The sequence below is a fragment of the Kitasatospora misakiensis genome (genome assembly GCF_042656005.1).
Taxonomy (GTDB): domain Bacteria; phylum Actinomycetota; class Actinomycetes; order Streptomycetales; family Streptomycetaceae; genus Kitasatospora; species Kitasatospora misakiensis.
This window is the reverse complement of sequence record NZ_JBHSOF010000022.1, coordinates 21,439-42,215: the sequence shown is the minus strand read 5'-3', so window position 1 is coordinate 42,215 and position 20,777 is coordinate 21,439. Positions and strand designations below refer to the sequence as shown.

General features: G+C 71.5%; 21 protein-coding genes and 2 pseudogenes. 12 read left to right on the top strand and 11 right to left on the bottom strand.

The window, feature by feature from the left end; all coding sequences use genetic code 11:
* Nucleotides 1-130: 130 nt before the first annotated feature.
* A complete protein-coding gene (locus tag ACFP3U_RS18450) occupies nt 131-997 on the bottom strand; it encodes a LysR family transcriptional regulator (RefSeq protein WP_380226647.1) in 867 nt (288 codons plus the stop codon).
* A gap of 122 nt (nt 998-1,119) precedes the next feature.
* Between ACFP3U_RS18450 and ACFP3U_RS18445 the strand changes: the two genes are divergently transcribed.
* A complete protein-coding gene (locus ACFP3U_RS18445) occupies nt 1,120-2,118 on the top strand; it encodes an NADP-dependent oxidoreductase (RefSeq protein WP_380226646.1) in 999 nt (332 codons plus the stop codon).
* A 242-nt stretch (nt 2,119-2,360) separates the two neighbouring features.
* Here the strand turns inward: ACFP3U_RS18445 and ACFP3U_RS18440 are convergent, their stop codons facing one another.
* Together ACFP3U_RS18440 and ACFP3U_RS18435 are read right to left on the bottom strand one after the other, a co-directional pair.
* A complete protein-coding gene (locus ACFP3U_RS18440) occupies nt 2,361-3,122 on the bottom strand; it encodes a response regulator transcription factor (RefSeq protein WP_380226645.1) in 762 nt (253 codons plus the stop codon).
* Nucleotides 3,119-4,369 carry a sensor histidine kinase gene (locus ACFP3U_RS18435; RefSeq protein WP_380226644.1) on the bottom strand — a complete coding sequence of 417 codons (1,251 nt, stop codon included), beginning with the start codon at nt 4,367-4,369 and terminating at the stop codon, nt 3,119-3,121. The genes ACFP3U_RS18440 and ACFP3U_RS18435 overlap by 4 nt, the downstream gene beginning before the upstream one ends.
* Nucleotides 4,370-4,618: 249 nt before the next feature.
* Here ACFP3U_RS18435 and ACFP3U_RS18430 point away from each other — a divergent pair, with 249 nt between their 5' ends.
* Entirely contained in the window at nt 4,619-4,885 is a 267-nt protein-coding gene (locus tag ACFP3U_RS18430) for a DUF4190 domain-containing protein (protein ID WP_380226643.1), read from the top strand.
* A gap of 137 nt (nt 4,886-5,022) precedes the next feature.
* Here the strand turns inward: ACFP3U_RS18430 and ACFP3U_RS18425 are convergent, their stop codons facing one another.
* The 4 genes and pseudogenes from ACFP3U_RS18425 to ACFP3U_RS18410 all read right to left on the bottom strand — a co-directional run.
* A complete protein-coding gene (locus tag ACFP3U_RS18425; protein WP_380226642.1) occupies nt 5,023-5,160 on the bottom strand; it encodes a hypothetical protein in 138 nt (45 codons plus the stop codon).
* Nucleotides 5,161-5,921: 761 nt separating this feature from the next.
* Nucleotides 5,922-6,542 carry a hypothetical protein gene (locus ACFP3U_RS18420; protein ID WP_380226641.1) on the bottom strand — a complete coding sequence of 207 codons (621 nt, stop codon included), beginning with the start codon at nt 6,540-6,542 and terminating at the stop codon, nt 5,922-5,924.
* A gap of 394 nt (nt 6,543-6,936) precedes the next feature.
* Entirely contained in the window at nt 6,937-7,317 is a 381-nt protein-coding gene (locus ACFP3U_RS18415) for a DUF4260 domain-containing protein (protein ID WP_380226640.1), read from the bottom strand.
* Nucleotides 7,318-7,513: 196 nt separating this feature from the next.
* Nucleotides 7,514-7,793: pseudogene (locus ACFP3U_RS18410) on the bottom strand (TetR family transcriptional regulator); the annotation flags it as partial.
* Nucleotides 7,794-8,011: 218 nt separating this feature from the next.
* On the opposite strand from ACFP3U_RS18410, the gene ACFP3U_RS18405 reads away from it, so the two are divergent.
* The 5 genes and pseudogenes from ACFP3U_RS18405 (at nt 8,012) to ACFP3U_RS18385 (ending at nt 11,735) form a co-directional block, all read left to right on the top strand.
* On the top strand, nt 8,012-8,977 hold the full coding sequence (locus ACFP3U_RS18405; RefSeq protein ID WP_380226639.1) for an alpha/beta hydrolase family protein: 966 nt from the start codon (nt 8,012-8,014) through the stop codon (nt 8,975-8,977).
* Nucleotides 8,978-9,319: 342 nt separating this feature from the next.
* Complete coding sequence (locus ACFP3U_RS18400; protein ID WP_380226638.1) at nt 9,320-9,448, top strand: hypothetical protein; 129 nt, start codon at nt 9,320-9,322, stop codon at nt 9,446-9,448.
* Nucleotides 9,448-10,095: pseudogene (locus tag ACFP3U_RS18395) on the top strand (NUDIX hydrolase); the annotation flags it as partial. The gene ACFP3U_RS18400 and the pseudogene ACFP3U_RS18395, both read left to right, overlap by 1 nt.
* A gap of 82 nt (nt 10,096-10,177) precedes the next feature.
* Nucleotides 10,178-10,615: an NUDIX domain-containing protein gene (locus tag ACFP3U_RS18390; protein WP_380226637.1), complete on the top strand. Its 438-nt coding sequence runs from the start codon at nt 10,178-10,180 to the stop codon at nt 10,613-10,615.
* A gap of 88 nt (nt 10,616-10,703) precedes the next feature.
* Nucleotides 10,704-11,735 carry an aminoglycoside phosphotransferase family protein gene (locus ACFP3U_RS18385; protein WP_380226636.1) on the top strand — a complete coding sequence of 344 codons (1,032 nt, stop codon included), beginning with the start codon at nt 10,704-10,706 and terminating at the stop codon, nt 11,733-11,735.
* A gap of 31 nt (nt 11,736-11,766) precedes the next feature.
* On the opposite strand, the gene ACFP3U_RS18380 is transcribed toward ACFP3U_RS18385, so the two are convergent.
* Nucleotides 11,767-12,210: a hypothetical protein gene (locus ACFP3U_RS18380; RefSeq protein ID WP_380226635.1), complete on the bottom strand. Its 444-nt coding sequence runs from the start codon at nt 12,208-12,210 to the stop codon at nt 11,767-11,769.
* A 138-nt stretch (nt 12,211-12,348) separates the two neighbouring features.
* Between ACFP3U_RS18380 and ACFP3U_RS18375 the strand changes: the two genes are divergently transcribed.
* Complete coding sequence (locus tag ACFP3U_RS18375; protein WP_380226634.1) at nt 12,349-12,720, top strand: hypothetical protein; 372 nt, start codon at nt 12,349-12,351, stop codon at nt 12,718-12,720.
* 75 nt (nt 12,721-12,795) lie between these two features.
* Here ACFP3U_RS18375 and ACFP3U_RS18370 read toward each other — a convergent pair whose 3' ends face one another.
* A complete protein-coding gene (locus ACFP3U_RS18370; protein WP_380226633.1) occupies nt 12,796-13,596 on the bottom strand; it encodes a DUF2182 domain-containing protein in 801 nt (266 codons plus the stop codon).
* Between the two features lie 313 nt (nt 13,597-13,909).
* On the opposite strand from ACFP3U_RS18370, the gene ACFP3U_RS18365 reads away from it, so the two are divergent.
* Nucleotides 13,910-14,806, top strand: coding sequence for a DMT family transporter (locus tag ACFP3U_RS18365; RefSeq protein ID WP_380226632.1), 897 nt, complete (start codon nt 13,910-13,912; stop codon nt 14,804-14,806).
* 121 nt (nt 14,807-14,927) lie between these two features.
* Here the strand turns inward: ACFP3U_RS18365 and ACFP3U_RS18360 are convergent, their stop codons facing one another.
* A complete protein-coding gene (locus ACFP3U_RS18360; protein WP_380226631.1) occupies nt 14,928-15,602 on the bottom strand; it encodes a hypothetical protein in 675 nt (224 codons plus the stop codon).
* 503 nt (nt 15,603-16,105) lie between these two features.
* Here ACFP3U_RS18360 and ACFP3U_RS18355 point away from each other — a divergent pair.
* Both ACFP3U_RS18355 and ACFP3U_RS18350 read left to right on the top strand, forming a co-directional pair.
* On the top strand, nt 16,106-16,546 hold the full coding sequence (locus ACFP3U_RS18355) for an ester cyclase (RefSeq protein ID WP_380226630.1): 441 nt from the start codon (nt 16,106-16,108) through the stop codon (nt 16,544-16,546).
* 47 nt (nt 16,547-16,593) lie between these two features.
* Nucleotides 16,594-17,619 (top strand): LuxR C-terminal-related transcriptional regulator, encoded by a 1,026-nt coding sequence (locus ACFP3U_RS18350; RefSeq protein WP_380226629.1) that lies wholly within the window; start codon nt 16,594-16,596, stop codon nt 17,617-17,619.
* 68 nt (nt 17,620-17,687) lie between these two features.
* Here ACFP3U_RS18350 and ACFP3U_RS18345 read toward each other — a convergent pair whose 3' ends face one another.
* On the bottom strand, nt 17,688-18,590 hold the full coding sequence (locus ACFP3U_RS18345) for a hypothetical protein (protein ID WP_380226628.1): 903 nt from the start codon (nt 18,588-18,590) through the stop codon (nt 17,688-17,690).
* Nucleotides 18,591-18,839: 249 nt separating this feature from the next.
* On the opposite strand from ACFP3U_RS18345, the gene ACFP3U_RS18340 reads away from it, so the two are divergent.
* Nucleotides 18,840-20,753 carry a zinc metalloprotease gene (locus ACFP3U_RS18340; RefSeq protein ID WP_380226627.1) on the top strand — a complete coding sequence of 638 codons (1,914 nt, stop codon included), beginning with the start codon at nt 18,840-18,842 and terminating at the stop codon, nt 20,751-20,753.
* Nucleotides 20,754-20,777 lie beyond the last annotated feature (24 nt).

Sequence of the window (20,777 nt, the reverse complement as noted above, 5' to 3'; positions counted from 1 at the left end):
GCCTACGGACAACGTCTCATGTTCAGGCATGGTTCGCATCCGCACTGAAGTCGACGCGCTACGCTCCGCAATCGTCGACTGAGTCGAGCGGGCAGCGGGTCCGGGGAAGTCACACCCCCGCGGCACCGGATCAGGACGAAAGGACCGCCTCGGCCGCCTGCCGGAGACTCCTGATCATGGGATTCGGGTCGCCGCTGCGGCTGACCAGGACGACCTGACTGGGGGGAGCGCCCTCGATCGGGACGGTGACGAGGTCGGGGCGCAGCGAACTGCGCCGGTCGCCGACCGGGAGCACGGCGATCGCCCTGCCGCTCGCGACGAGTTCGAGCTTGTCCTCGTAGCGCTCGATCGGCGGGACGCCGGCCCCGAGGATCCGGTAGGACGTCCAGTCCGCGGTCTCGAACGCGCACGGCGCCGCCTCCTCGCCGGCCAGTTCCGCCGCGGTCACCGACGCGCGGTCGGCGAGGAAATGGCCGCGCGGGACCACGAGCATCCGGGGCTCCTGGTACAGCGGGGTGGTGACCACGTCGTCGGCGGCGAACGGCAGCGGGGCCCGCGCGATCAGGGCGTCGACGCGCTTGTCGGACAGCGCCCCGACGTCGCGGCAGCTCAGGTACCGGGTGGCGATCTCGGCGTCCGGGTGACGGCGGCGCAGTTCCCGTACGGCGGCGGTGATCACCAGGTCTTCGACGTAGCCGATGGCGATCCGTTCGGTCTCGGCCTGTTCACGCGCGGCCGACTCGGCCTGCCGGGCGGCCCGCAGCAGGGCTTGGGCCCGAGGGAGGAACCGCTGGCCGGCCGGAGTGAGCCGGGCGCCCTGGGGCACGCGGTCCAGCAGTCGTACGCCGAGATACCTCTCGAGCCGTTGGATCTGGCGGCTCAGCGCCGGCTGGGCCACGTGCAGGTCGGCGGCGGCCCGGCCGAAGTGCTGATGCGCCGCCACCACGGTGAAGTAGCGCACCAGCCGCAGCTCCAGGTCCTGTCCGAGATCGTTCACCCTTCCAGCGTACGCGTCATGCTGTTTCGGAATGATCGGGTTGCCGAACCGGTCTTGGACGGCCGTGCCGTCCCGGGCCTTGACTGGAGGAGCAACGTTTCCCCGAGAAAGCGACAGGCGCGATGAAGGCGATCCAGTTCCACGAAGCGGGCGGCCCGGAGGTTCTGCGGTATGACGAGGTGCCGGTTCCCGAGATCGGGCCGGGCGAGGTGCTCGTCCGGGTGCACGCGGCGGGCATCAACCCGCCGGACTGGTACCTGCGTGAGGGGATGAAGGTCATGCCGGCCGAGATGAGGCCGGTGCTGGAGTTCCCGCTGACCCCCGGGACGGACATGTCGGGCGTGGTCGAGGCGGTCGCTCCGGACGTGGTGGGGTTCGCCGTCGGTGACGAGGTCTTCGGCATGCTGCGGTTCCCCGGGTTCGACGGCCGGACGTACGCCGAGTACGTGGCCGCGCCGGCTGCGGACCTGGCCCACAAGCCGGCCGGCATCGACCACGTACAGGCGGCCGGGGCGCCGATGGCCGTGCTCACGGCCTGGCAGTACCTGGTCGATCTCGGCCACGACGTGCCGTCTCCGTTCACCGGCCGGGTGCACCGGCCGGTGCCGATCACGCCGGGGATGACCGTGCTGGTCAACGGCGCCGCCGGTGGGGTGGGCCACTTCGCGGTGCAGTTGGCGAAATGGAAGGGGGCACACGTGATCGCGGTGGCCTCGGGCCGGCACGAGGAGTTCCTGCGCAAGCTCGGCGCCGACGAGTTCATCGACTACACCAGGACGCGGGCCGCCGACGTGGTCAGCGGTGTCGACCTGGTGATCGACACCGTCGGCGGCCCGGACAGCTCGCGCTTCCTGACCGTGCTCAAGCGCGGTGGCACCATGCTTCCGGTGTTCTTCGCCGAGTACGACCCGGCGGAGACGGCGCGTCTGGGCATCACGGTCTCGAACATCCAGGTGCGTTCCAACGGCTCCCAACTCGCCGAGATCGGGAGCCTGTTCGACAAGGGCGAGCTCCAGGTCGGGATGGACAGCACCTACCCGCTGCCCGAGGCGGGCAGCGCCCACACGCGAGCCGCGCGGGGGCACATCCAGGGCAAGATCGTGCTGACGGTGGTCTCGTGATCGCCTAACTCCACGCGGCGGCTTCAGCACCTACTTGCTGTCGGTGCTGAAGTCGCCGCTGCGGTGGCTGATCCGGTCCTGGAGATCCCGCCGGCTTCCCGCGTCGGCACCGAGGACGTCGTACAGGTAGGCGGAGACGGCGTCGGCGACGAGGACGACGCGGGCGGGGTCCTCCTCGGTGGTGTCCTTCCGGCGCAGCCCAGCAACTCCGGGGGTGGGGATCGCGCGGGCCGTGTCGTGCGTCAGGCGGTGAAGCCCGGTACCACCAGGCCTGATTCGTACGCGATCACCACCGCGTGGGTCCGGTTCTGCGCGCCGAGCTTGGTCAGTACGTTCCCGACGTGCGTCTTCACCGTTTCCAGGCTCACCATGAGCGACTGGGCGATCTCCGGGTTGGACAGTCCGGTGGCCATCAGCCGCAGCACCTCCTCCTCCCGCCCCGTCAGCGCCGCCTTCGGCAAGGCCTCGGCGCTGGCCAACGGGCGGGCGGTGACCATCCGGCTCAGGGCCGCCGGGAAGAGGATCGCCTCCCCCGCCGCCACCACGCGTACCGCCTCGGCGATCTGCCGGACCGGCAGCCGCTTGAGTACGAACCCGCTGGCCCCGGCGCCGAGCGCGGCGGTGACGTAGTCGTCGTTCTCGAAGGTGGTGATCACCACGACCTTGGGCGGCTCGACCGGCTCGACCGGCTCGACCGAATCGGCCGAATCGGCTGACTCAGCCGACTTGGCAAGGAGCTGCCGGGTGGCCTCGATTCCGTTGCGGCGCGGCATCCGTACGTCCATCAGGACCACGTCGGGCCGCAGCCGCCGCGCCTCCTCGACCGCCTCGACTCCGTCGGCGGCCTCCCCGATCACCGCGATCCCCGGCTGCGCCGCGAGCAAGGTGCGCAGACCACTGCGGGTCACCGCGTCGTCGTCCGCGATCAAGAGGGTGACGGGGGTGACCGGGGTGCCGGCCAGGTCGGCCGCGGTCGCGCTCACGCTCGCGTCGGAGCCGTTCACGCCGACACCCTTACCGGCAGCCGGACCGCCAAGCTCCAGTGCTGCGGCCCGCGCGGGCCGGTCTCGATCTCGCCGTGCAGCAGCCGTACGCGCTCGGCGAGACCTGGCAGGCCGTGCCCCGAGGTCGGGAAGGCGCCCGCACCGGTGCCCGGACGCGTACCGGCTCCGGTTCTGTTGACCACACCCAGCTCCAGGCTGTCCGGCGTGGCCGCCACCCGGACCTCGATCGGGCCGCCCGCCCCGTGCCGCAACGCGTTCGTCAGCCCCTCCTGCAGGATCCGGTACGCCGCCCGGGAGAGCGTCCCCTGCACCTGCGCCAGGTCGCCCGAGAGCTCCGGCTCCACCACCGCGCCCGCGTGCCGCAACCGGTCGAGCAGTTCGGGCAGGTCGGCCAGGGTCCGGGTCGGAGCCGTCCCCGACCGCTGGTCGCGCAGCACGCCCAGGACGTAGTCCAGGTCCTCCAGCGCGGCCCGCGACGACTCCTCGATGCTGCGCAGGGCGGCCCTCGCCGCCACCGGGTCGGCGGAGAACACCTCGCCGGCCACCGCGGCCTGGATCGTGGTCGCGGTCAGCGTGTGCCCGATCGAGTCGTGCAACTCGTGGGCCAGCCGGTTGCGTTCGGCCAGCGACCGCTCCCGCTCGGCCGCCAGCGCGAGTTGCTCGGCCGACGAGGGGCCCAGCAGCCTGGGCGCCAGCCACCGCAGGGTGCCCGTCACCACCGCGCACACGGCCGCCGCCAGCAGCAGGCAGCCGAGTGCCACCACCCAGCTCTGCCAGCCACCGTCCACCCGCACCGACCGGCCGAACAGGCTCAGGCCCGCCTCGGCATGGAGCCAGTTCCACGGCAGGGTCAGGCCCATGAGGACCAGCACCCCGCTGACCAGGGATCCCGTCCACCCCACTGCCACGTGCAGCAGCAACCAGAGCGAAGTCCGCCAACGGTCGGTGCCGGGGAAGCCCGCGGTCCGACGCGCGGCCACCGGGTCGGGCAGCGGCACCCTCAGCAGGTGGCGGGCGAACGCGATCAGCGCCCGCCGCATGAGGGGGACCAGCCCGACCGCGCCGATCAGCGCCGCCCAGACCAGGAGGACCAGCGCGGCCTGCACTCCATAGGGAGCGGACGACCACACCAACGAAGGCAGCAGCGCGAAAGGCAGCAGTGGAAGGCTCGCCAACGCCCCGCAATAGGCGAACAGCATTCCCGAATACGTGGAGCCGCGCAGCAACGGCCGAAATCCCCTGAACATGATCATCCCAGTATGACCGAGGCGCTCCCCGGTGCCCTCCCCCGATCGGGGGAGCACTTCCTCCCGCCTTCCCGCGATGCGCGCCGGCGCCCCCGGACGCCAGGATCGTGCCCTGAGCACGTAACCGGAGGACACCTGATGAACACACAAGGGACAGAGATGTCGACGCAGCACACCGCATTCGCTCGGACCGATCAGCCCCGGAAGAACGGTCCGGCCGGCGCCGCCGTGGTACTCGGCGTCCTCGGCTTGAGCACGTCGATCGTGTTCGTCGGCGGCCTGCTCGGCGTCATCGGCCTGGCCCTGGGCATCGGCGCCCTGGTGACGGCCAGGCGGACCGGCGTCGGCCGGGGCAGGGCCATCACCGGCGTGGTGACGTCCGCCCTCGCGATCGTGGTGTCCGTCCTGGTCGCCGTCTTCTTCGTCTGGTACGCCAACCAGACCCAGGAGTGCTACCGGCCCGACTCCTTCCAGCAGTACAAGCAGTGCGTCCAGCAGCACCTCACCGGAAACTGACAGGTTGCGCTCGGTAGGGATCATCGACGGGTGGTGCTGTCGATCGAGCACGCTGCGTCGAAGCCGGCTTCCTTCGCATTCCAGACGAGGAGGGCGTCGTCGAGGTCACCGCTGTTGAACAGTTGCACGCAGCAGGGCTACATCAGTTCGGTGTCGCCTTCGCCCTGAGCGCGCCGCTCGCGCTCCGTGTGCTCGCTGAGCAGTCCGCGGATCTCGTCGAGGTGCGTGCGGGAGGGGCGCAGCCCGAAGCGGCGCAGACTCTCCTCGTCATCCATCGGTGGTCTCCTTCAATCGTCCGGCACCGACCGTCCCTTCATACACCCTGGGTCGGACATCCGGCCCTGTGATCACGCTGGGCGCACCGAGCCCCGCGTGGGCAAGTCGTCGGTCACGGACGGCCTGCGGCCCATGACCGCCGACATCGCCCGATCAACTTCAGTACCCTGCGGGAATGCCGGCCGATCAACGCCGCGCTCGCCCTGCTCGACGTCGCTCCGAGCAGTTCCGAAGACGCGAACCACCAGAACCTGTTCCTGGAGGTGGGGCTCGGTCGGGAACAGGACATGGACGGCTGGCAGTTGGCCGGCCGGACCGCTCGGTGGGCGGCGACCTACGACAAGTGGTATCAGGAGCACAAGAGGACAGCGCGTGCCGCCGCAGAGCTCGAAAGGCACACGAGGCTCCCCGACGTTCCGGTGACTCTGAACGGCAAGGCGATCATGGAACTGCTCGGCATACCTCCGGGCCCACTGATCGGTGCGGCCACTCGCCATCTACAGGATCTGCATCTCGAACGCGGCCCGCTGTCACGGGAGGAGGCCGTGGCCCTGCTGCGGACCTGGGCCGTGGAACAGGACACGGGGCGCCGAGGCCGGGGACCGGTCGCGCGACCAAGGCCATCGCACCGGGCCGAGCCCCTACTCTATGGCCCTCCGGCATCGTCGTTGAGGATCCGCATGCACGTACTCACCCAGCCCTGACCCGGGGGGGGCGGCCGCCTCGCCGAGCGTCCGGCCCGACGACGTGGTTCCCTGTTCTACTGACTGACCGTCGCTGTGGGCGACGTCGCTGCGGCCACGTACACGCCGACCGGGTCGGCGGCCTTGCGGCGGCGGTAGTAGTGCACGGTCAAGGTGCCGAGCAGCGGCCCCCAGGCGGCCAGCGGCCAGTACGCCGCGTGGAAGACGAAGACCTGCCAACCGTGGGTGCCCACACCGGGGTCGACGCCGCCGTCGACCCTACGACCGAGACTGATCATGATCATCGAATACGGCCAGAGCAGGGTGTTGAACGTCGCGCCGAGGCCGGCCGGGACGACCGCGGCAAGGATCGGCACCCGGCGGCCGCGCAACCACGGGATCCACCGGGGCCACACCTCGCCCCACGTACACACCAGACCGACCGCCAGAAACGCCAGGGCCTCACTGACCGCGCTCAGCCCGAGGACGTACCACCACTCGCCGCCGAACCAGTCCGGCGGCGGGCTGCCGTCGGCCGGGGCGTCCATCAACGGGATCCGGAGGTCGACGCTCAGAACCCGCCAGAGCCCGGCGGGCAGCACGGTCAGCGAGATCGCGTAGGCGACCCGCACCGCCCACCGGGGCACTCCCGCCGCTGTCCGGCCGTGCAGCCGTGCCAGAACTGAGCCTGCGGCCATGGGGATCCTCCTCATCCGGACACCCGGTCGGTGCGGACGGCCTCTCCGGCCGCCCGATCCGGTGGGCGCACCCTGCGGAATCGATGATCACGAAGAGCGCCGGAGCGACACATCCCCCCTGAGAACGGAGCGGCTCACCCCCACGGGGGAGGCCGGTCCACACCTTGTGGCGGTCGGGCACCCCGCCGCTCGGTGACCTGCCGTTTCGCCTGGCCGGCCGGCGCTGCGTCCTGGTCGTCACGGCCAGCGGGGCTCCTACCGCCCCTGCGGGTTTTCACGCGGCTCTGATCGGTGCCGGATCGGCGGGGAGTTGCCAGTTGCCGCCGCGGTCTGCCCTGGAGCGGCGAAGCTCCTGGTCGGAGGTGTCACGACCAGGAGCCACCGGGAAGGTCGGTCAGGCGGAGGCGGGCCGGCGCCCGCGTGTCCGGTCGAAGGCGATGCGGGTGAGCCAGCCGAGGCCGGCGGTGAAGAGCGGTGGCCATACGACCGGCCCGACGGAGTAGCCGACCAGGATCACGAGTGGGACCCACCCACGGTTCACGGTGCGGTAGAGCATGCTGGGCGGGCGGATGCCGACGAGCCGCGCCAGGTCGGGCAGCACGAAGAACGCCAGCGCCGCGGTTGTGGTCGGCAGGCCGTACTTCTGACTCTCGAAGACGGCGAACGCGGCCAGCAGCAACGCGAGGGCACCCCAGGCGATTCGTGCAGGCCAGCCCCCGCCGTCCGCGCCGGAGTTGCGTAACGGTCCGGCGGAGCCCGGGGGTTTGGTGGTCACGCGTGGATCATACATATGACAACACGTCATCAGACAGAGGGCCGTGGGAACCAGCGATGGCAGGAGCTTCAGTGGCCGCCACGCCGATGCGATTGCGACGCGGACACGTTGGACAGGCCGCCGCTGCCGCGCGCCGACGTCGTCCCCGTGTCCGCCCCACAGCACCCGGCCGCACGGCGGGACACGCTCGTCGGTGTCAAGACGTCTGCGGTTGCTGAAGCCCCTGGAGGAGGAGCGCGATCAGGCGTCGGGGGTCGTAGCGGGGATCGTTGTCGCGTCCGATGCAGAGGTTGCCGACGCCGCGCGTCAGCTCGTAGGGCTGCGTGCCGGCCCCGATGTCGCCGGCCTCAACCGCGACGTCGAGCAGTTGGGCGCAGACAGGCAGCAGGCGGTTTGGTGACCAGGAAGTCGACGAAGAGGTCGATCCACTGACGGAGTGCCGCGAGAAGGGAGTCGGCGGCGGCCAGCAGGTTCGGGACGGGACCTCCCTCACAGGGCTTTCGGTCATCACGTTCTCCTTCGACGCCGACACCGCCACCGCTTGACAAAGCGGAGCGCCGCTCCGGATATTAAGTGGAGCAACGTTCCGCTTCAGGGAGTATCCGAACCGGATGCTCCTGACTGTCTTCTCCGCCCCCGGTCGCAGGTCGCAGGGAGACGGGGAGCGGAAGGCACCCCGAAAGGAACCACCATCGTGAGCACATCCACCGCCACCACCGCCGACGCCTTGGGCTCGCCCGTCCCGGTCCTGTCCTTCAGCCCCGTGGTCCTGCCCGTGCCCGGACGTCCCGTGGACCTCCAGGTGCGCGTCTCCGCACCGGCGACCGGAACCGGCCTCCCCGTCGTCCTCCTGTCCCACGGCCACGGCCCCTCGAACAACCTCTCCTCGCTCAACGGCTACGCACCGCTCGCCGACTTCTGGGCGGCACACGGATTCGTCGTCCTCCAGCCCACGCACCTCACCTCCAGGACACTGAGTCACCTGGTCGCCGACGCCCCCGGCGCGCCCGACTTCTGGCGCTCCCGCGCCGAGGACATGACGCACATCCTCGACCGGCTCGACGTGATCGAGCAGACCGTGCCACAACTCGCCGGACGGATCGACCGCACCAAGGTCGCCCTCGCCGGACACTCGCTCGGCGGCTTCACCGCCGCCCTGCTGCTGGGCGCCGGGCTCACCGACCCCGATACCGGAAACCTGGTGCACCTCGTCGAGCCCCGGATCAAGGCGGGCGTGCTGCTCGCCGCGCCCGGCAGGGGCGGCGACGTCCTCAACGGACCCGTGGCCGAGCAGTGGCCGATCATCGGGGCCGTCGACTTCTCCACCATGGCCGCACCCGCGCTGGTCGTCGCCGGCGACAAGGACGACTCCCGCCACTTCACAGATATGGGGCCGGACTGGCACGCCGACCCCTACACCCTCGCCCCCGGTCCCAAGACCCTGCTCACCCTGTTCGACGCGGAGCACGGACTCGGCGGGATCGCCGGATACGACGCGGCCGAGACAACCGACGAGAATCCCGAGCGAGTCGCCGCCCTCGCCCGGCTCACCGCGGCCTACCTCCACACCCAGCTCCACCCCGGCGCCCCCACCTGGCAGACCGCTTGCGAGGCGCTGACGACCGGCCCCGACCCGGTGGGACGAGTCGAATCCAAGTAGCGCCCTGCGGCCGGCCGAGTCCCGAGATGGCCGAGCGCGGTGAGCGCCGAGCTCACCTCCGCCTCGGTCCGCTTCTGCTCCCGGTCGACGGCGAGGAGGCGCTCGACCAGCCTGGGCGCCGACTGTACCGCCGCGCCCGGGAACCGCCTCGCCGTCATGCGGGTTCTCGTGCCAGCGAGCCGGCGCTGTCCACCAACTCGCCGTTCCAACCGGAGAGTTCCCCTGATGTGATGACACGAATGCGGACATTGCCCCCGGCAGGCTCGGGTGCTGCCAGGATCTGGCCGGGGGCCGCTGTAGCCACACCGCTCGCGTCCACCACCGCCCGACCAGGAGCACCGCTTGCCGCCCGCCAACGCCTCGATCACCGACGCCACCCGCGCCTACCTGTCACGCCTCCCCGGCGAGCAGGGTCGGTACGCCGGGTCGCGCCGGCGGACGCTGCGGAGCTGTCGCGGCTGGGCCTGGTGATGCTCCACTCCGCCGGCGTTGCCACGCCGCCCGGTTGGGAGAAGGTCCGCGAGGTGTGGTTCTGCGGGAGTCTGATCGGTGACGGCCGGTTCGTCGTCTACGACGGCGGCAGGGGCGGCTGCTGCCGTGCGCGGTCGCCCCGTACGACGACCGCCTGCCCCGACCGGCCCGGTCCCTCTCATCTGGAGCGCCCCATGACCGACGCTGCCCGCACCTCCCCGCACGACCTGCCGGCCCGGGCCCGGGCGGACGGCATCGAGCGGACCTCGGTCAGCGTCCTGCTGACCGACCCCGCCGGCCGGGTGCTGCTGGTGCGCCGCGCTCCCGGCGCCCTGCGGGCCGGGCGGTGGGAGCTGCCCGGTGGCGGCACCGAGCTCGGCGCGGACATTGTCACGACCGCGGTGCGCGAGCTGAACGAGAAGTGCGCCGTCACGGGCGCCCGCGTCACCGCGTACCTCGGCCACCACGACCACCACGACCACCACGACCACCACGACCACACCAACGCCCACGGCGTCCTGACGCGCGAGTACGCGATCGCCGCGTACCTCGACCGCCCCGAGCCCGTGCACTTGTCCTCCGAGCACGACGCCTTCGCCTGGACGGCGCCCGCCGCCCTGCCGGAGCCGGTCGCCGGCCACGAAGCAGAGCTGATCCGCCGACACACCGCGCCACCGCCGGCCCTGCCCGGCCATCTGCCGCTGCTGGCCTACCATCCCCGCCGCCCCGTTGTGGGGCTCGATCTTCTTCACCGACAGCGACGGTGCGGCCGTCCTGCTGCGCGCCACCGACCCGGCCAAGGGACTGCAGTGGGCGGGTGGAGACGTCGAGTTCACCGACCCGAGCCCGCTGCACACCGCGGTGCGCGAGTGCTTCGAGGAGACCGGCATCCTCCTGGAGCCCGACCCGGAGCGGCTCCCCCTGCTGGCCACCGTCGTCGAGCAACCGCGCAATGGCTGGCCGACCAAGATCGGATTCGCGTTCTTCGGGGGCGCGCTGTCCCCGGAACAGGTGGCGAAGATCCGCCTCGATCCGGCCGAACACACAGAGGTCCTCGTCCTCACCCGCGACGAACTGGCCAAGACGGTCGAGCCTCGGCGGGCACAGCTGACCCTCGCCGTCCTGGATGCGGTGCGCACCGGAGTGCCGGCCTACGTCGTCCGCTGACATCGTCCGCGCGCGGACCCGACCCGGGGCCACCACGACCACATGCTCCCCCGGCACGTTCGTTCACCCCGTTCGGAGGCCCACCCTCATGACCGACGCCACGCTCCCGCCCGAACTGCGCTCCTGGGTCGCCGGGCACCTGCCCGCACTGGACCAGGTCGACGACTTCTCCTGGCCGCGGTCCAGCTCGCGGGTCTGGCGAGTGGGTGTCGGAGGGAGCGAGGCCTTCGTCAAGGTCAGCCCGAGCGACCGCACCTTCCGCCGGGAGGTCGCCGGGTACGCCTACACTAGGCGGATCCTGACCAGGCGACAGGCCCCGCGTCTGCTGGCCTGCGACCCGGACCTGCGCGCGATCCTCACCACGGCGCTGCCGGGCAGCGTCGTGCGCGGCCTGCCGCTGGACCGCAACGTCGAGCTGCGCCTGCACGAGGACGCCGGCCGGCTGCTGCGGCACTGGCACGACCGGTCGGACTCCGGCGCCGAAGAGGACCGGGCCGCGGTGCGGTCCGTGATGCAGGCGTACGCCCGGGAAGCGGCCGACTGCCGGGTGAGCCTCGTCGGACACCTGTCGCCCGACGTGCTCGCCCTGGTCGAGGCCGCGGCCGCGGAGATCCCCGGCCTGGCCGAGCGGCTGCCGCTGGTCTTCCTCCACGGCGACTACGCGACGCGGAACTGGTTGTACGACGCCGAGTCCGGCGGGCACGCCCTGATCGACTTCGAGGCGGCCAGGTACGGCCTCGTCGTCGAGGAGTTCGTCTGGCTGAACGGTGCCCTCTGGCCCGAGCGCACCGACCTGCACGACGCCTTCTTCACGGGCTACGGCCACCCGCCGCAGCCGGCGGAGGCACGGCTGCTGCGCCTGCTGACCGTCCGCCTCGGCGCGTCCTACCTCCTCAACGGTCTGCTCCAGGGACGCGAGGACCTGCAGGCCCGCGGCCGCCTCGCCCTCGACCGCATGGCCGCCCTGGCCGACGCCGAGACGGTGGGCCGCTTCGCCGAGAGCACCCTGCCGTCAATCCTGGACCACCAAGGCGAGCAGGGCTCGGCCCAGCCGATCCGCCGCAGCGAGGCCCACAGCCTGCAGCCGGTCACCTCCCCCTGGCCAGGCTTCAGCCACTGACCCGAGCCGGCAGGGCGGCACCGGGCCCTCCTCAGGGCTCTTCGGGGAAGGCCCAACTGGGCTGACCGCCGGGCTCGGGACCCGCGAGAACCTGCACGTCGAACGGGCTCATGTCGTTGTCGTGGTCCCGGACGGTGAAGCCTGCCGCCGACAGGATCGCGATGATCGCGGCGGCCATCGCGATCTGGACCTCGCCGAACTGCCGGATCGCCGGGGTAACTCCTCGGCCCTGCCTCGCATCTGCCATGGCGTTGCTCCGCAGCTGGGGGCTGACCTTCCAGCTCACGACCACTTCGGGGTCCTCGCCGTGAAAGTGGTGGTTCCACATGACGGCGCGAACCTCCGCGCCGACGGCGAGCGCGGGCGACAGACCGGGTGTGACCAGCGGCAGCCCGGCCGCGGCGAGCTCGTCACGGACCCGCTGGGCCAATCGCTCGAAGGTGACCTTAACGCTCTCATCACTCGTCCCTGCCATGACCGCAACCTATCCAACCGCTCCGAACCGAACGCCGGCGGAGCACCCGCCTCCCCGGCATGACGTCGATGCCGGTCGACTTCCATACCTCGGAGGAATTCCCCGGGCCGGCGCCGCCTGGACCGGCAGAATGTCCCGGTGACACTCTTCATCTGCGCGAACTGCCGGCATCCGCTCACCGGAGATCTCAAGAAAACGCGGCCCTCGCGAGACACCGACCAGCGGTCCGGTCACGGGATCGCCCCTCCGCGGATGAGCCGTGGTACCTATGCGATCAGCCAGGACGCCGGTCTCGTCATCCTGAATCCCGACGATGTACCGGGAACGGCTCCGCACCCGGACCACCGGCGCCGCAACGGCTGCTGCGGACTCGACGGCCAGGACGGCGCCAATCTTGTCTGCGCAGCCTGCGGTGCCGACGTCGCCACCAAGCAGTCGGACTGCTGGACCCAGAACCTGGTGGCGCTGACCGCCGCCGCAGTCGTCAGCGGAGCCGACTCCCCCGCCTGAACCCGTCGACCTTCAGTGCCGTTCGATGTCTCCGGCGCCGGCTTCCACGGCGCCCGCATCTCCCGGCCGTGAGCGCTACATCATGTCGCTCGGGGTGAGCCCCGGTAGCAGCCAGCTCTGGAACGGCGCCAGCACGGCGAGCACCAGGAACGCCACCCCGGCGACCTGGGCCAGCAGCGGCCCGCGTCGCCATAGCTTCTCCAGGAAGACCACCACCGCGATTCCCGCCATCGCCACCACGTTCATCACCCCGAGCGGCACCAGCACCACCATCAGCGCCCAGCAGCAGCCCAGGCAGTACCCGCCGTGGTGCAGCCCGACCCTCAGGTCCCGCAGCGGCGGCCGGTAGCCCGCGTAGTGCATCAGCTGCGCCATCGGGCTGCGGCAGTGCCGCAGGCACACGTACTTCAGCGGGCCCAGCTGGTACAGCCCGGCCAGGGCGAACGCCGCCGCGCCGATCCACTTCCCGGCGTCCGGATCGCGCTCGACCAGGTCGCCGGTGAGCGCGAGCCCGCCGTACGCGAGCAGCCCGAAGGCCGTCCACACCAGCAGGTAGCCGCCGAGGAACTCCGTCGTGCGGACCGCCCGCTCGGCGCCGCTCGACTGTCGGCCGATGGCGCGGGCCCAGGTCACCGCCACCGGGGCTACCGAGGGCAGCATCATCGCGGCCATCATCGCCAGCCACAGCACCAGGAACAGCGCCAGCGCCATCCCCATCGTGCCGGGCTCGATCCCCATGTCCCGGGCCTGCCCGACCGTGAACAGCCAGGCCAGGGCCGCGATCACCATGATCAGGCCCCAGGCGAGGGCCAGATCCCTCGCGGGCATCAGCACCCCGGTGCGCAGCGGCTGCTTCTCCACGGTGACGGTACGCATGCTGCTCTCCTGCCTGGTCCTTCCAGGACAGCACACGTGCGCCGACGGCAACACCCGGTCGCGATCCCGCGCGGCGGCACACGGGACGGCACCGATCGCGGGCGGCGAGTCCTCGGGGACGGAGAGTCACCGGTTCGGGCGGCGCCCACCGCCCGACCGGCGGTGTCCTCCCGCCGATCTTCGGGAGCCTCTGGTGCTGGCCCCTCACTGAGGGGTAACCGGCGGAGGATCCGCCCGAAGACCCCGCCGGCCGGGCGGCAGCCGCGCGGTAATTCCGTGCGGACCGGACGCCGGCGGGCATAGGTTCGCCGGCATGGATCTTTCGACAACCGGTACGACGGCGGGCGCCACCAGGATCGACGGCAGGACGCTGGCGGCGGCCGGCACGACGGTGGTGCTGTGGGCGTCGGCGTTCGTGGCGATCCGCAGTGCGGGTGCGCACTTCGGGCCGGGTTCGCTGGCGCTGGGGCGCCTGGTGGTGGGGGCCGCCGCGCTGCTCGGACTGCTGGCGTACCGGCGGGAGGGGATTCCGCCGCGTTCGGCCTGGCCGGGGACGATCGCCTCCGGTGTGCTCTGGTTCGGCTTCTACATGGTCGCCCTGAACTGGGCCGAGCGGCAGGTCGACGCGGGCACCGCGGCGATGCTGATCGGCGTCGGACCGGTGCTGATCGCGCTGCTGGGAGGCCTGCTGCTGGGCGAGGGATTCCCGGCCAAGCTGCTGGCGGGGATGGCGGTCTCGCTGACGGGGGCCGCGGTGGTGGGGCTGTCCATGTCGGGCGGCGGCGGCAGTTCGGTGCTCGGCATCCTGGTGTGCCTGCTCGCCGCGGCGGCTTACGCGGCCGGGGTGGTGGGCCAGAAACCGGCTCTGCGCACCGCGAGTCCGCTCCAGGTGACGACCTTCGGGTGCCTGATCGGGGCGGTGACGTGTCTGCCGTTCGCCCCGGAGCTGGTGTCGGATCTGGTGGCGGCACCAGTGTCGGCGACCCTGAACATGGTCTACCTCGGGCTCTTCCCCACCGCCTTGGCGTTCACGACCTGGGCGTACGCGCTGTCACGGACGACGGCCGGACGGATGGGCGCGACGACGTACTCGGTGCCGGCGCTGGTCGTTCTGATGGCGTGGGCGCTGCTGGGCGAGGTGCCGGGGCTGCTGACGCTGGCGGGCGGCGCGTTCTGCCTGGCAGGCGTGGCGGTCTCACGACGCGTCTGAGCCTCGGCGCCTCATCCACGGCGGGGCGGCCGCCCCGGGGGAGGCCGCCCCTTCGGCGAGCGTGTCGACATGGACGAGGCTGCCGACGCCCGGCGGTCCCGGGGAGGTCGTCCGACCCGTACTACGGGGCGGGTCGGGAACGGAGCTGGGCCGGGGCATCAGCTCGGCCGGGGACGTCCGGCTTGCCCTCGTCGTCGACGGCCGTGCCATCCGGGTAGCGCAGGCACTCCGCGCCCGCGAAGACCTCCAGGCGGCCGGACGGGTAGGTCCACACCCCCGCTTTGACGGCGACCTTGTCGTCAGTGGCCGGGGGCCGCAGCCGCAGTGCGACCTCCCCCACGCCGTCGTCCCGATAGGAGACGACCTGCCACCCGGCTGCGGCAAGCGTCCGCCGGGCCCGGCCGATCGCTTCCACGGCCGCGGCCGGCGTGACCCCAGCGAGTGCCCAGCTCTCGTGCACGTCGGCCGTTCCGGGCTCGTGCGGCGGAGAGTCGCTCAGGACGTCGTTGAGGTTGCGCAGTCCGCGCGGATGGCAGTTGTAGATCGTGGCCTCGATCCCCTCCCCCGGCCACTGCGGGTCGAGCTGGGCCTCGGGCAACTCCAGCGCGTCGTAGATCGCCTGCGTCTGCGCGTCCAGCCGCTGCGCGACGGCGACGGGATCGGCCACCGGAAACGGGTCACCCCTCCATAGATCGACGGCCTTCACAGCACTGAAGACCAGCGCGGCAACCAGCACCACACCGACGACGATTCGCCCCGCCGCCGGCCGCACCCCGCTTCGCTGATGACTCGTCATGGCATCGATCCTGCCCCGCCCCGCAGCCTGCGGGCATGAGTACCCGTACTCAACTACTCCCGGTTCGCGGCCCTCGAACTCCGGAGCCTGGCTGTCGGGTTCGGAGCCGGACGACGATCAGGGCGGAGTGAGACAGGACTGGCCTGTGGGATCCCGTCACCGACTCGGACCCACAGGGGCGAGGAGGCAAGTCCGGCGGAGCATACGAGGGACCGGCCCCCGCAGTTGGCTCCCCTCGGCGCCGGATGCGGCCTCCAACGAGGGCGCGCCTCGTCCACATGCCATCCGCGCCGCCCGGACCGCCTGCCTCACCGCACACCGCGCCGAGCTGACCGACCGCGCCTGCTGCCCGCCGCCTGCCGGCCGGCGTCGAGCCACGCGCCAGATCCGTGCCGTGGTGCGGATGCGCGGGTGCGGATGTGGGTACGGGTGCGGGGGTGCGGGGTGAGAAACCCCAGCTTTTTGGGGTACCAGGGGCCAGGCCGGTGTCGAAGACTGTGGCCATGGACGCCATCGAGAAGACCCGAACCACAGACAACCGAGAGATCGTGCGTGCCTTCATCGACGCACTGTTCACCAAGGGCGACCTCGCAGCGGTCGACGAGTACCTCGCCGAGGACTTCCTCAACCACGACCCGCCCGTCGGCTCCGACACTGGCCGCGAGGGCATGCGAAAGGCCGGTGCCCTGTTCCGCGCCGCCTTCCCCGACTGGCACTCCACGCCCGACTTCCTCGTCGCCGAGGACGACATGGTCGTGGAACACTTCAGCGCCAGCGGCACCCAGCTCGGCGAGATCTTCGGCGCGCCGGCCACCGGCCGTACTGTCACGCTTCGGGGGATCAACATCTTCCGGATCCGGGAGGGCCGCATCGTCGAGCGCTGGGGCCGGCTCGACGAGCTGGGACTGCTGCGTCAGCTCGGGCTCGTGCCGGGCCAGGGGTAGTCGGGAGTAGGCTCGTGTTCGTGGCAGGTGCAGGTGCAGGTGCGGCTGTGGAACGCCGACTCGCCGACATCGAACGACGGTGCCGCGGCGGGCTGGACACCATCGCGCTGGGCACGGAGATCCTTGACCGGCTGCGCCGGGTCGTGCCGGCGGAGGCGGCCTTCTCCGCGACCGTCGACCCGGTGACCCTGCTGTTCACCTCGGCGACCGCCGAGGACCCGCTGGGTGCCGCGACCGCGCAGTTCCTCGACAACGAGTTCGGGCGGGCGGACGTCAACAAGTTCGCCGGCCTCGCCCAGGCGGCTGATCCGGTCGGCTCCTTGGACCGGGCCACCGAAGGCAACCGGGCGGACAGTGCCCGCTACCGCGAGATCATGGCCCCCCTCGGGCTCGGCGACGAACTGCGCGCCGCGCTGGTCACCGGGCACCGCTGCTGGGGCGTGCTCTGCCTGCACCGGGAGGCCTCCTCCCCGGGCTTCACCGACACGGAGTTCGCCCTGGTCCGACGCATCGCCCCGGCGCTGGCGGCCGGTCTGCGGACGGCGATGACCGCACCACCGCCTTCCAAGGCCACCACCGGCCCGGACCCGCACGGAGTGGGTCTCATCCTGCTCGACTCCGCTCTCAGGACCGTGTCCATGAGCCCCGAAGCCGAGCGGTGGCTGACCGACTTCCCCGACGGCGACCGGCAGGACGCGGCCCTGCTCCCGGTCAGCGTCCTCGCGGCCGCCGCCGGCCCGGTGCCCTCGACCGTCCGCATCCGCGGGCGCTCGGGCCGGTGGCTCGCCGTGCACACCGTCCGTTTGGGCCCGCAGATCGGCGTGGTGGTGGAACCGGCCCGACCGTCGGAACTCGGAGCGGTCCTGCTCAGCGCCCATGGCCTCACCGATGCCCAGACCCGGGTCGCGGCCCTGGTCATCCGGGGACACTCCACCCGCCAGCTGGTCGACGAACTCCACATCTCCGCCAACACCGTGCAGGAACACCTGACCGCCGTCTTCGACAAGTTCGGTGTCCGAAGCCGCCGCGAGCTCGTCGCCGTGATGCTGGCGGACATGTCGGGCTCCGCGTAGCGAGGTGCCGGCCTGAGCCCGCTCCCGGACGGCGGACCCGGGGCGGGCGGCTCAGGGGGCGTTGCCGGTCAGCTGGCGGCGGCGGTCGGCACGGTGAAGGTCTCGCGGGGGCCGAAGTCGGTGTAGGCGACGGTGATGACGGAGGTGACGGTCGTGCCGCCCTTGGGCACCTTCATGGACTGCTTCTCGGCCAGGACGCGGCCGGCCCGGTCGATCCAGACGTCGTAGTCCTTCGCGGTGACGCCCTGGTCGGCCATCCGCTTGTAGTCCTTGGGGTCGATGGCCTTGAGCTGGGCGGCCGTCAGGCGAGCGCCGAGGTGGTAGGCCGGGACGCCGTTCTTCTGCTCCATCCCCTTGCGGGCGGCGGGGCCGGCCTCGACGAGGGCCTTGGCGTAGACGGTGCGGTCGTCGGCCTGGGCGGCGTCGTCACTGTCGGTGTCGGACGAGCTCCAGGCGCTGCCCGGCTTCGCCTTGTTCCGCATGAAGGTGGCCTTGCCGGTGCTGATCGACTCCATCCAGAGCGTCGGCTCGTCGCTCTCGTCACCGATCGTCATCTTCGTCTCGATCCGGCACTCCCGGGTCGGGGTGTTGAAGTTGACCCGGCCGGTCTGGGTGATCACGGACCCCTGGCCGTCCGCCGTCGCCGTGGTCTTCATGGTCTCGGTGGCGGCGTACGGCGTCCGGTCGGCGTTGGCCAGCGCCACCGCGGGATCGAACGCGCCCGAGGCGTCGACCGGCGCGCCGGTGACGGTCGGAGTCGGCGTGGCAGTCGGCGTCGCGGTCACGGTTGCGGTCGGCGTGGGGACCGCCGCGGTCGCGGTCGGTGTGACGCTCGCGGTCGCGCTCGCGCTCACGGTGGCCGAGGCACTGGCGGGCGGCGGGGCGGACTGCGCGTCGCCATCGTTGCAGGCCGCCACGGCGGTCAGGGCGAGCAACACGGCGGCGGTCAGGGTCGTACGGCGGATCGTCACACTGTTCTCCGGTCAGATCATCGATGAGCAGGAGAACACTTTCACGAAACCACCCCATCGATCGACAAGATTTCCACCGCGCCGATCCTACGGACGTTGACGCGGCGGGGCGGAAGCGGCCCGTGGTCCGACGCTGCGCCGCACCTGCCGGACCGCCCCGGGCGACACTCCGGAGGGTTTTGACACGAACTCACCGCCCCGCCCGTGCGACAGTTGCGCTCACCGCGAGCGTCGCAAGGGAGAGCAATCGTGCCTGTCGTCCGCACCGCCGTCCTACTCGCCGCGTTCCCCGCCGGACAGCCGCTCAACCTGCACGGCAACGCCCCCTGGTACGTCTCCTACTTCTTCAGCCCGACCCACGGACAGACGGCGTACTGGCTGAAGCAGACGGACAACGACATGCTGTTCACGGGAGAGGTCTTCGACTGGGCCCTCTCCGACGATCCGGCACCCGACCTGTCCAAACGCCGGGCCACGCTCGACCGGGTGATCCGAGCGATGGAGAACGACCGGGGCATCGACTTCTCCCCCTTCGACGTCGTCGTGGTGGTACTGGGTGTACGGGACGGCTACCCGACCGACGGCGGATCGGCCCAGGCCACCTCCCGCCACCGCCGGCACCACGGGATCGTGACCCGGACCGGCGACCGGTTCGACTTCCTCGCACACGAACTGGGCCATACCCTCGGCCTGCCGCACTCCTTCGGCGACCCGGCTTTCAAGGACTCCGGGGAGGACTACGGAGGCTACGCACACCCGTACTGCGTCATGAGCGCGATGGCCTACGGCGGCATCGGCGGCCCGTACTTCCCGGCCACGCCGCGGGACGGCCGCCCCGAGTACTCCGGACTCGGCCCGAGCCTCAACGCCACGACCGCACGGGGCCGCGGCTGGATCCACGCCGACACCTACGACCTGGCCGCCGCCGGCGGCCCCGCCGAGTTCACCCTCCGCAGCAGACACTGGCTCGGCCGTGCCCCCCGCCTGGCACCGCAGGCCGTCGAGGTGCTGGCCGCCGACGGAACGAACTACGTCATCGAGTACCGGGAGGACGCCGACTGGGACCAGGGCCAAGCGTCACCGGCACTGATCGTCGCCCAAGGCCGCGGCAGCACCGGCGACGCCCACTACCCCGACACCTTCGCGACGACCTTCCTGGCGCTGCGCCGCCTGCCGATCACCTTCGGATCGTGGAACAGCGTCTACAACGGGCCGGGCTTCGGTATGGAAGTGATCGGCCGGTCCGCCAACGACCATACGCTGACGATCCGCCTCCGCCCGGGGAAGGCTCACCCGGTGGCGATCGCCTTCACGGACCGCACGACGACCTCGCGCGAGGAGGAAATCGGTACGGGCACGACCACCTGGGTGCCGGGGGAGAAACTGTGCGTCCGGGGGACCTGGGAATACCGCGAGCTGGCGAGGGAACAGCAAGCCGTGGTCGAGGCGGGCTACCCGCCCGGCGGCGTGCCGGTGACCGTGACTTGGAGGGTCGACGGCAGGAGGCTCACGGGAACGTCGGGGCAGTTGTCCCTGCGGAAGCGGGTACAGGTGGCGAATCCCCGGCTCGACCCGCAGGAGGCCAGCCGCACGGTCGTCGTCTCCTACGAGATCGAGGTGCTTCCCGCCGGGGCGCGGCTGCGCCTGACCAACCGTCCGGAGGACGAGACTTACCAGCTGGACGTCGCGGCGACGGTGTCGACGTCGTTCGGCACGGCAGGTGATCGCACGTGGATCGAGTTCAACGGCCGCGAGTACCGGTATCCCCAGGAGTTCTACGACACGCGCGACGCCTGCATCCGAACGTACGTGGAGATCGGGCACCGGTTCGCCAAGTCCAAGGTCCTGCTGCCGCCGGACCTGTGGCGGCGGATCGGAGAGGAACGCGCCGAGCGGGTGCGGCAGCTGACCGACGTCCTCGCCCGGCTGCACACCGTCGGCGACACCGCGGCCTACCGGCGGGTCGCGGACGAGCTCGGAGCGCTCGTCCACGACGCGGACGTCGCACTGACCGTCGTCCCTCTGGACGAGGTGGCCGAGGTCCTGATTCCGGACGGGCCGATCCCACCACCCGGCCACGAGGTGCTGCCCTGGCACGGCGGGCCGCCCACACCGACCGGCCGACCACCGACCGGCCCTGCTGATCCCGAGCTGCGGGAGTAGCGGCCCGAGCGGGGCGCGCCACGC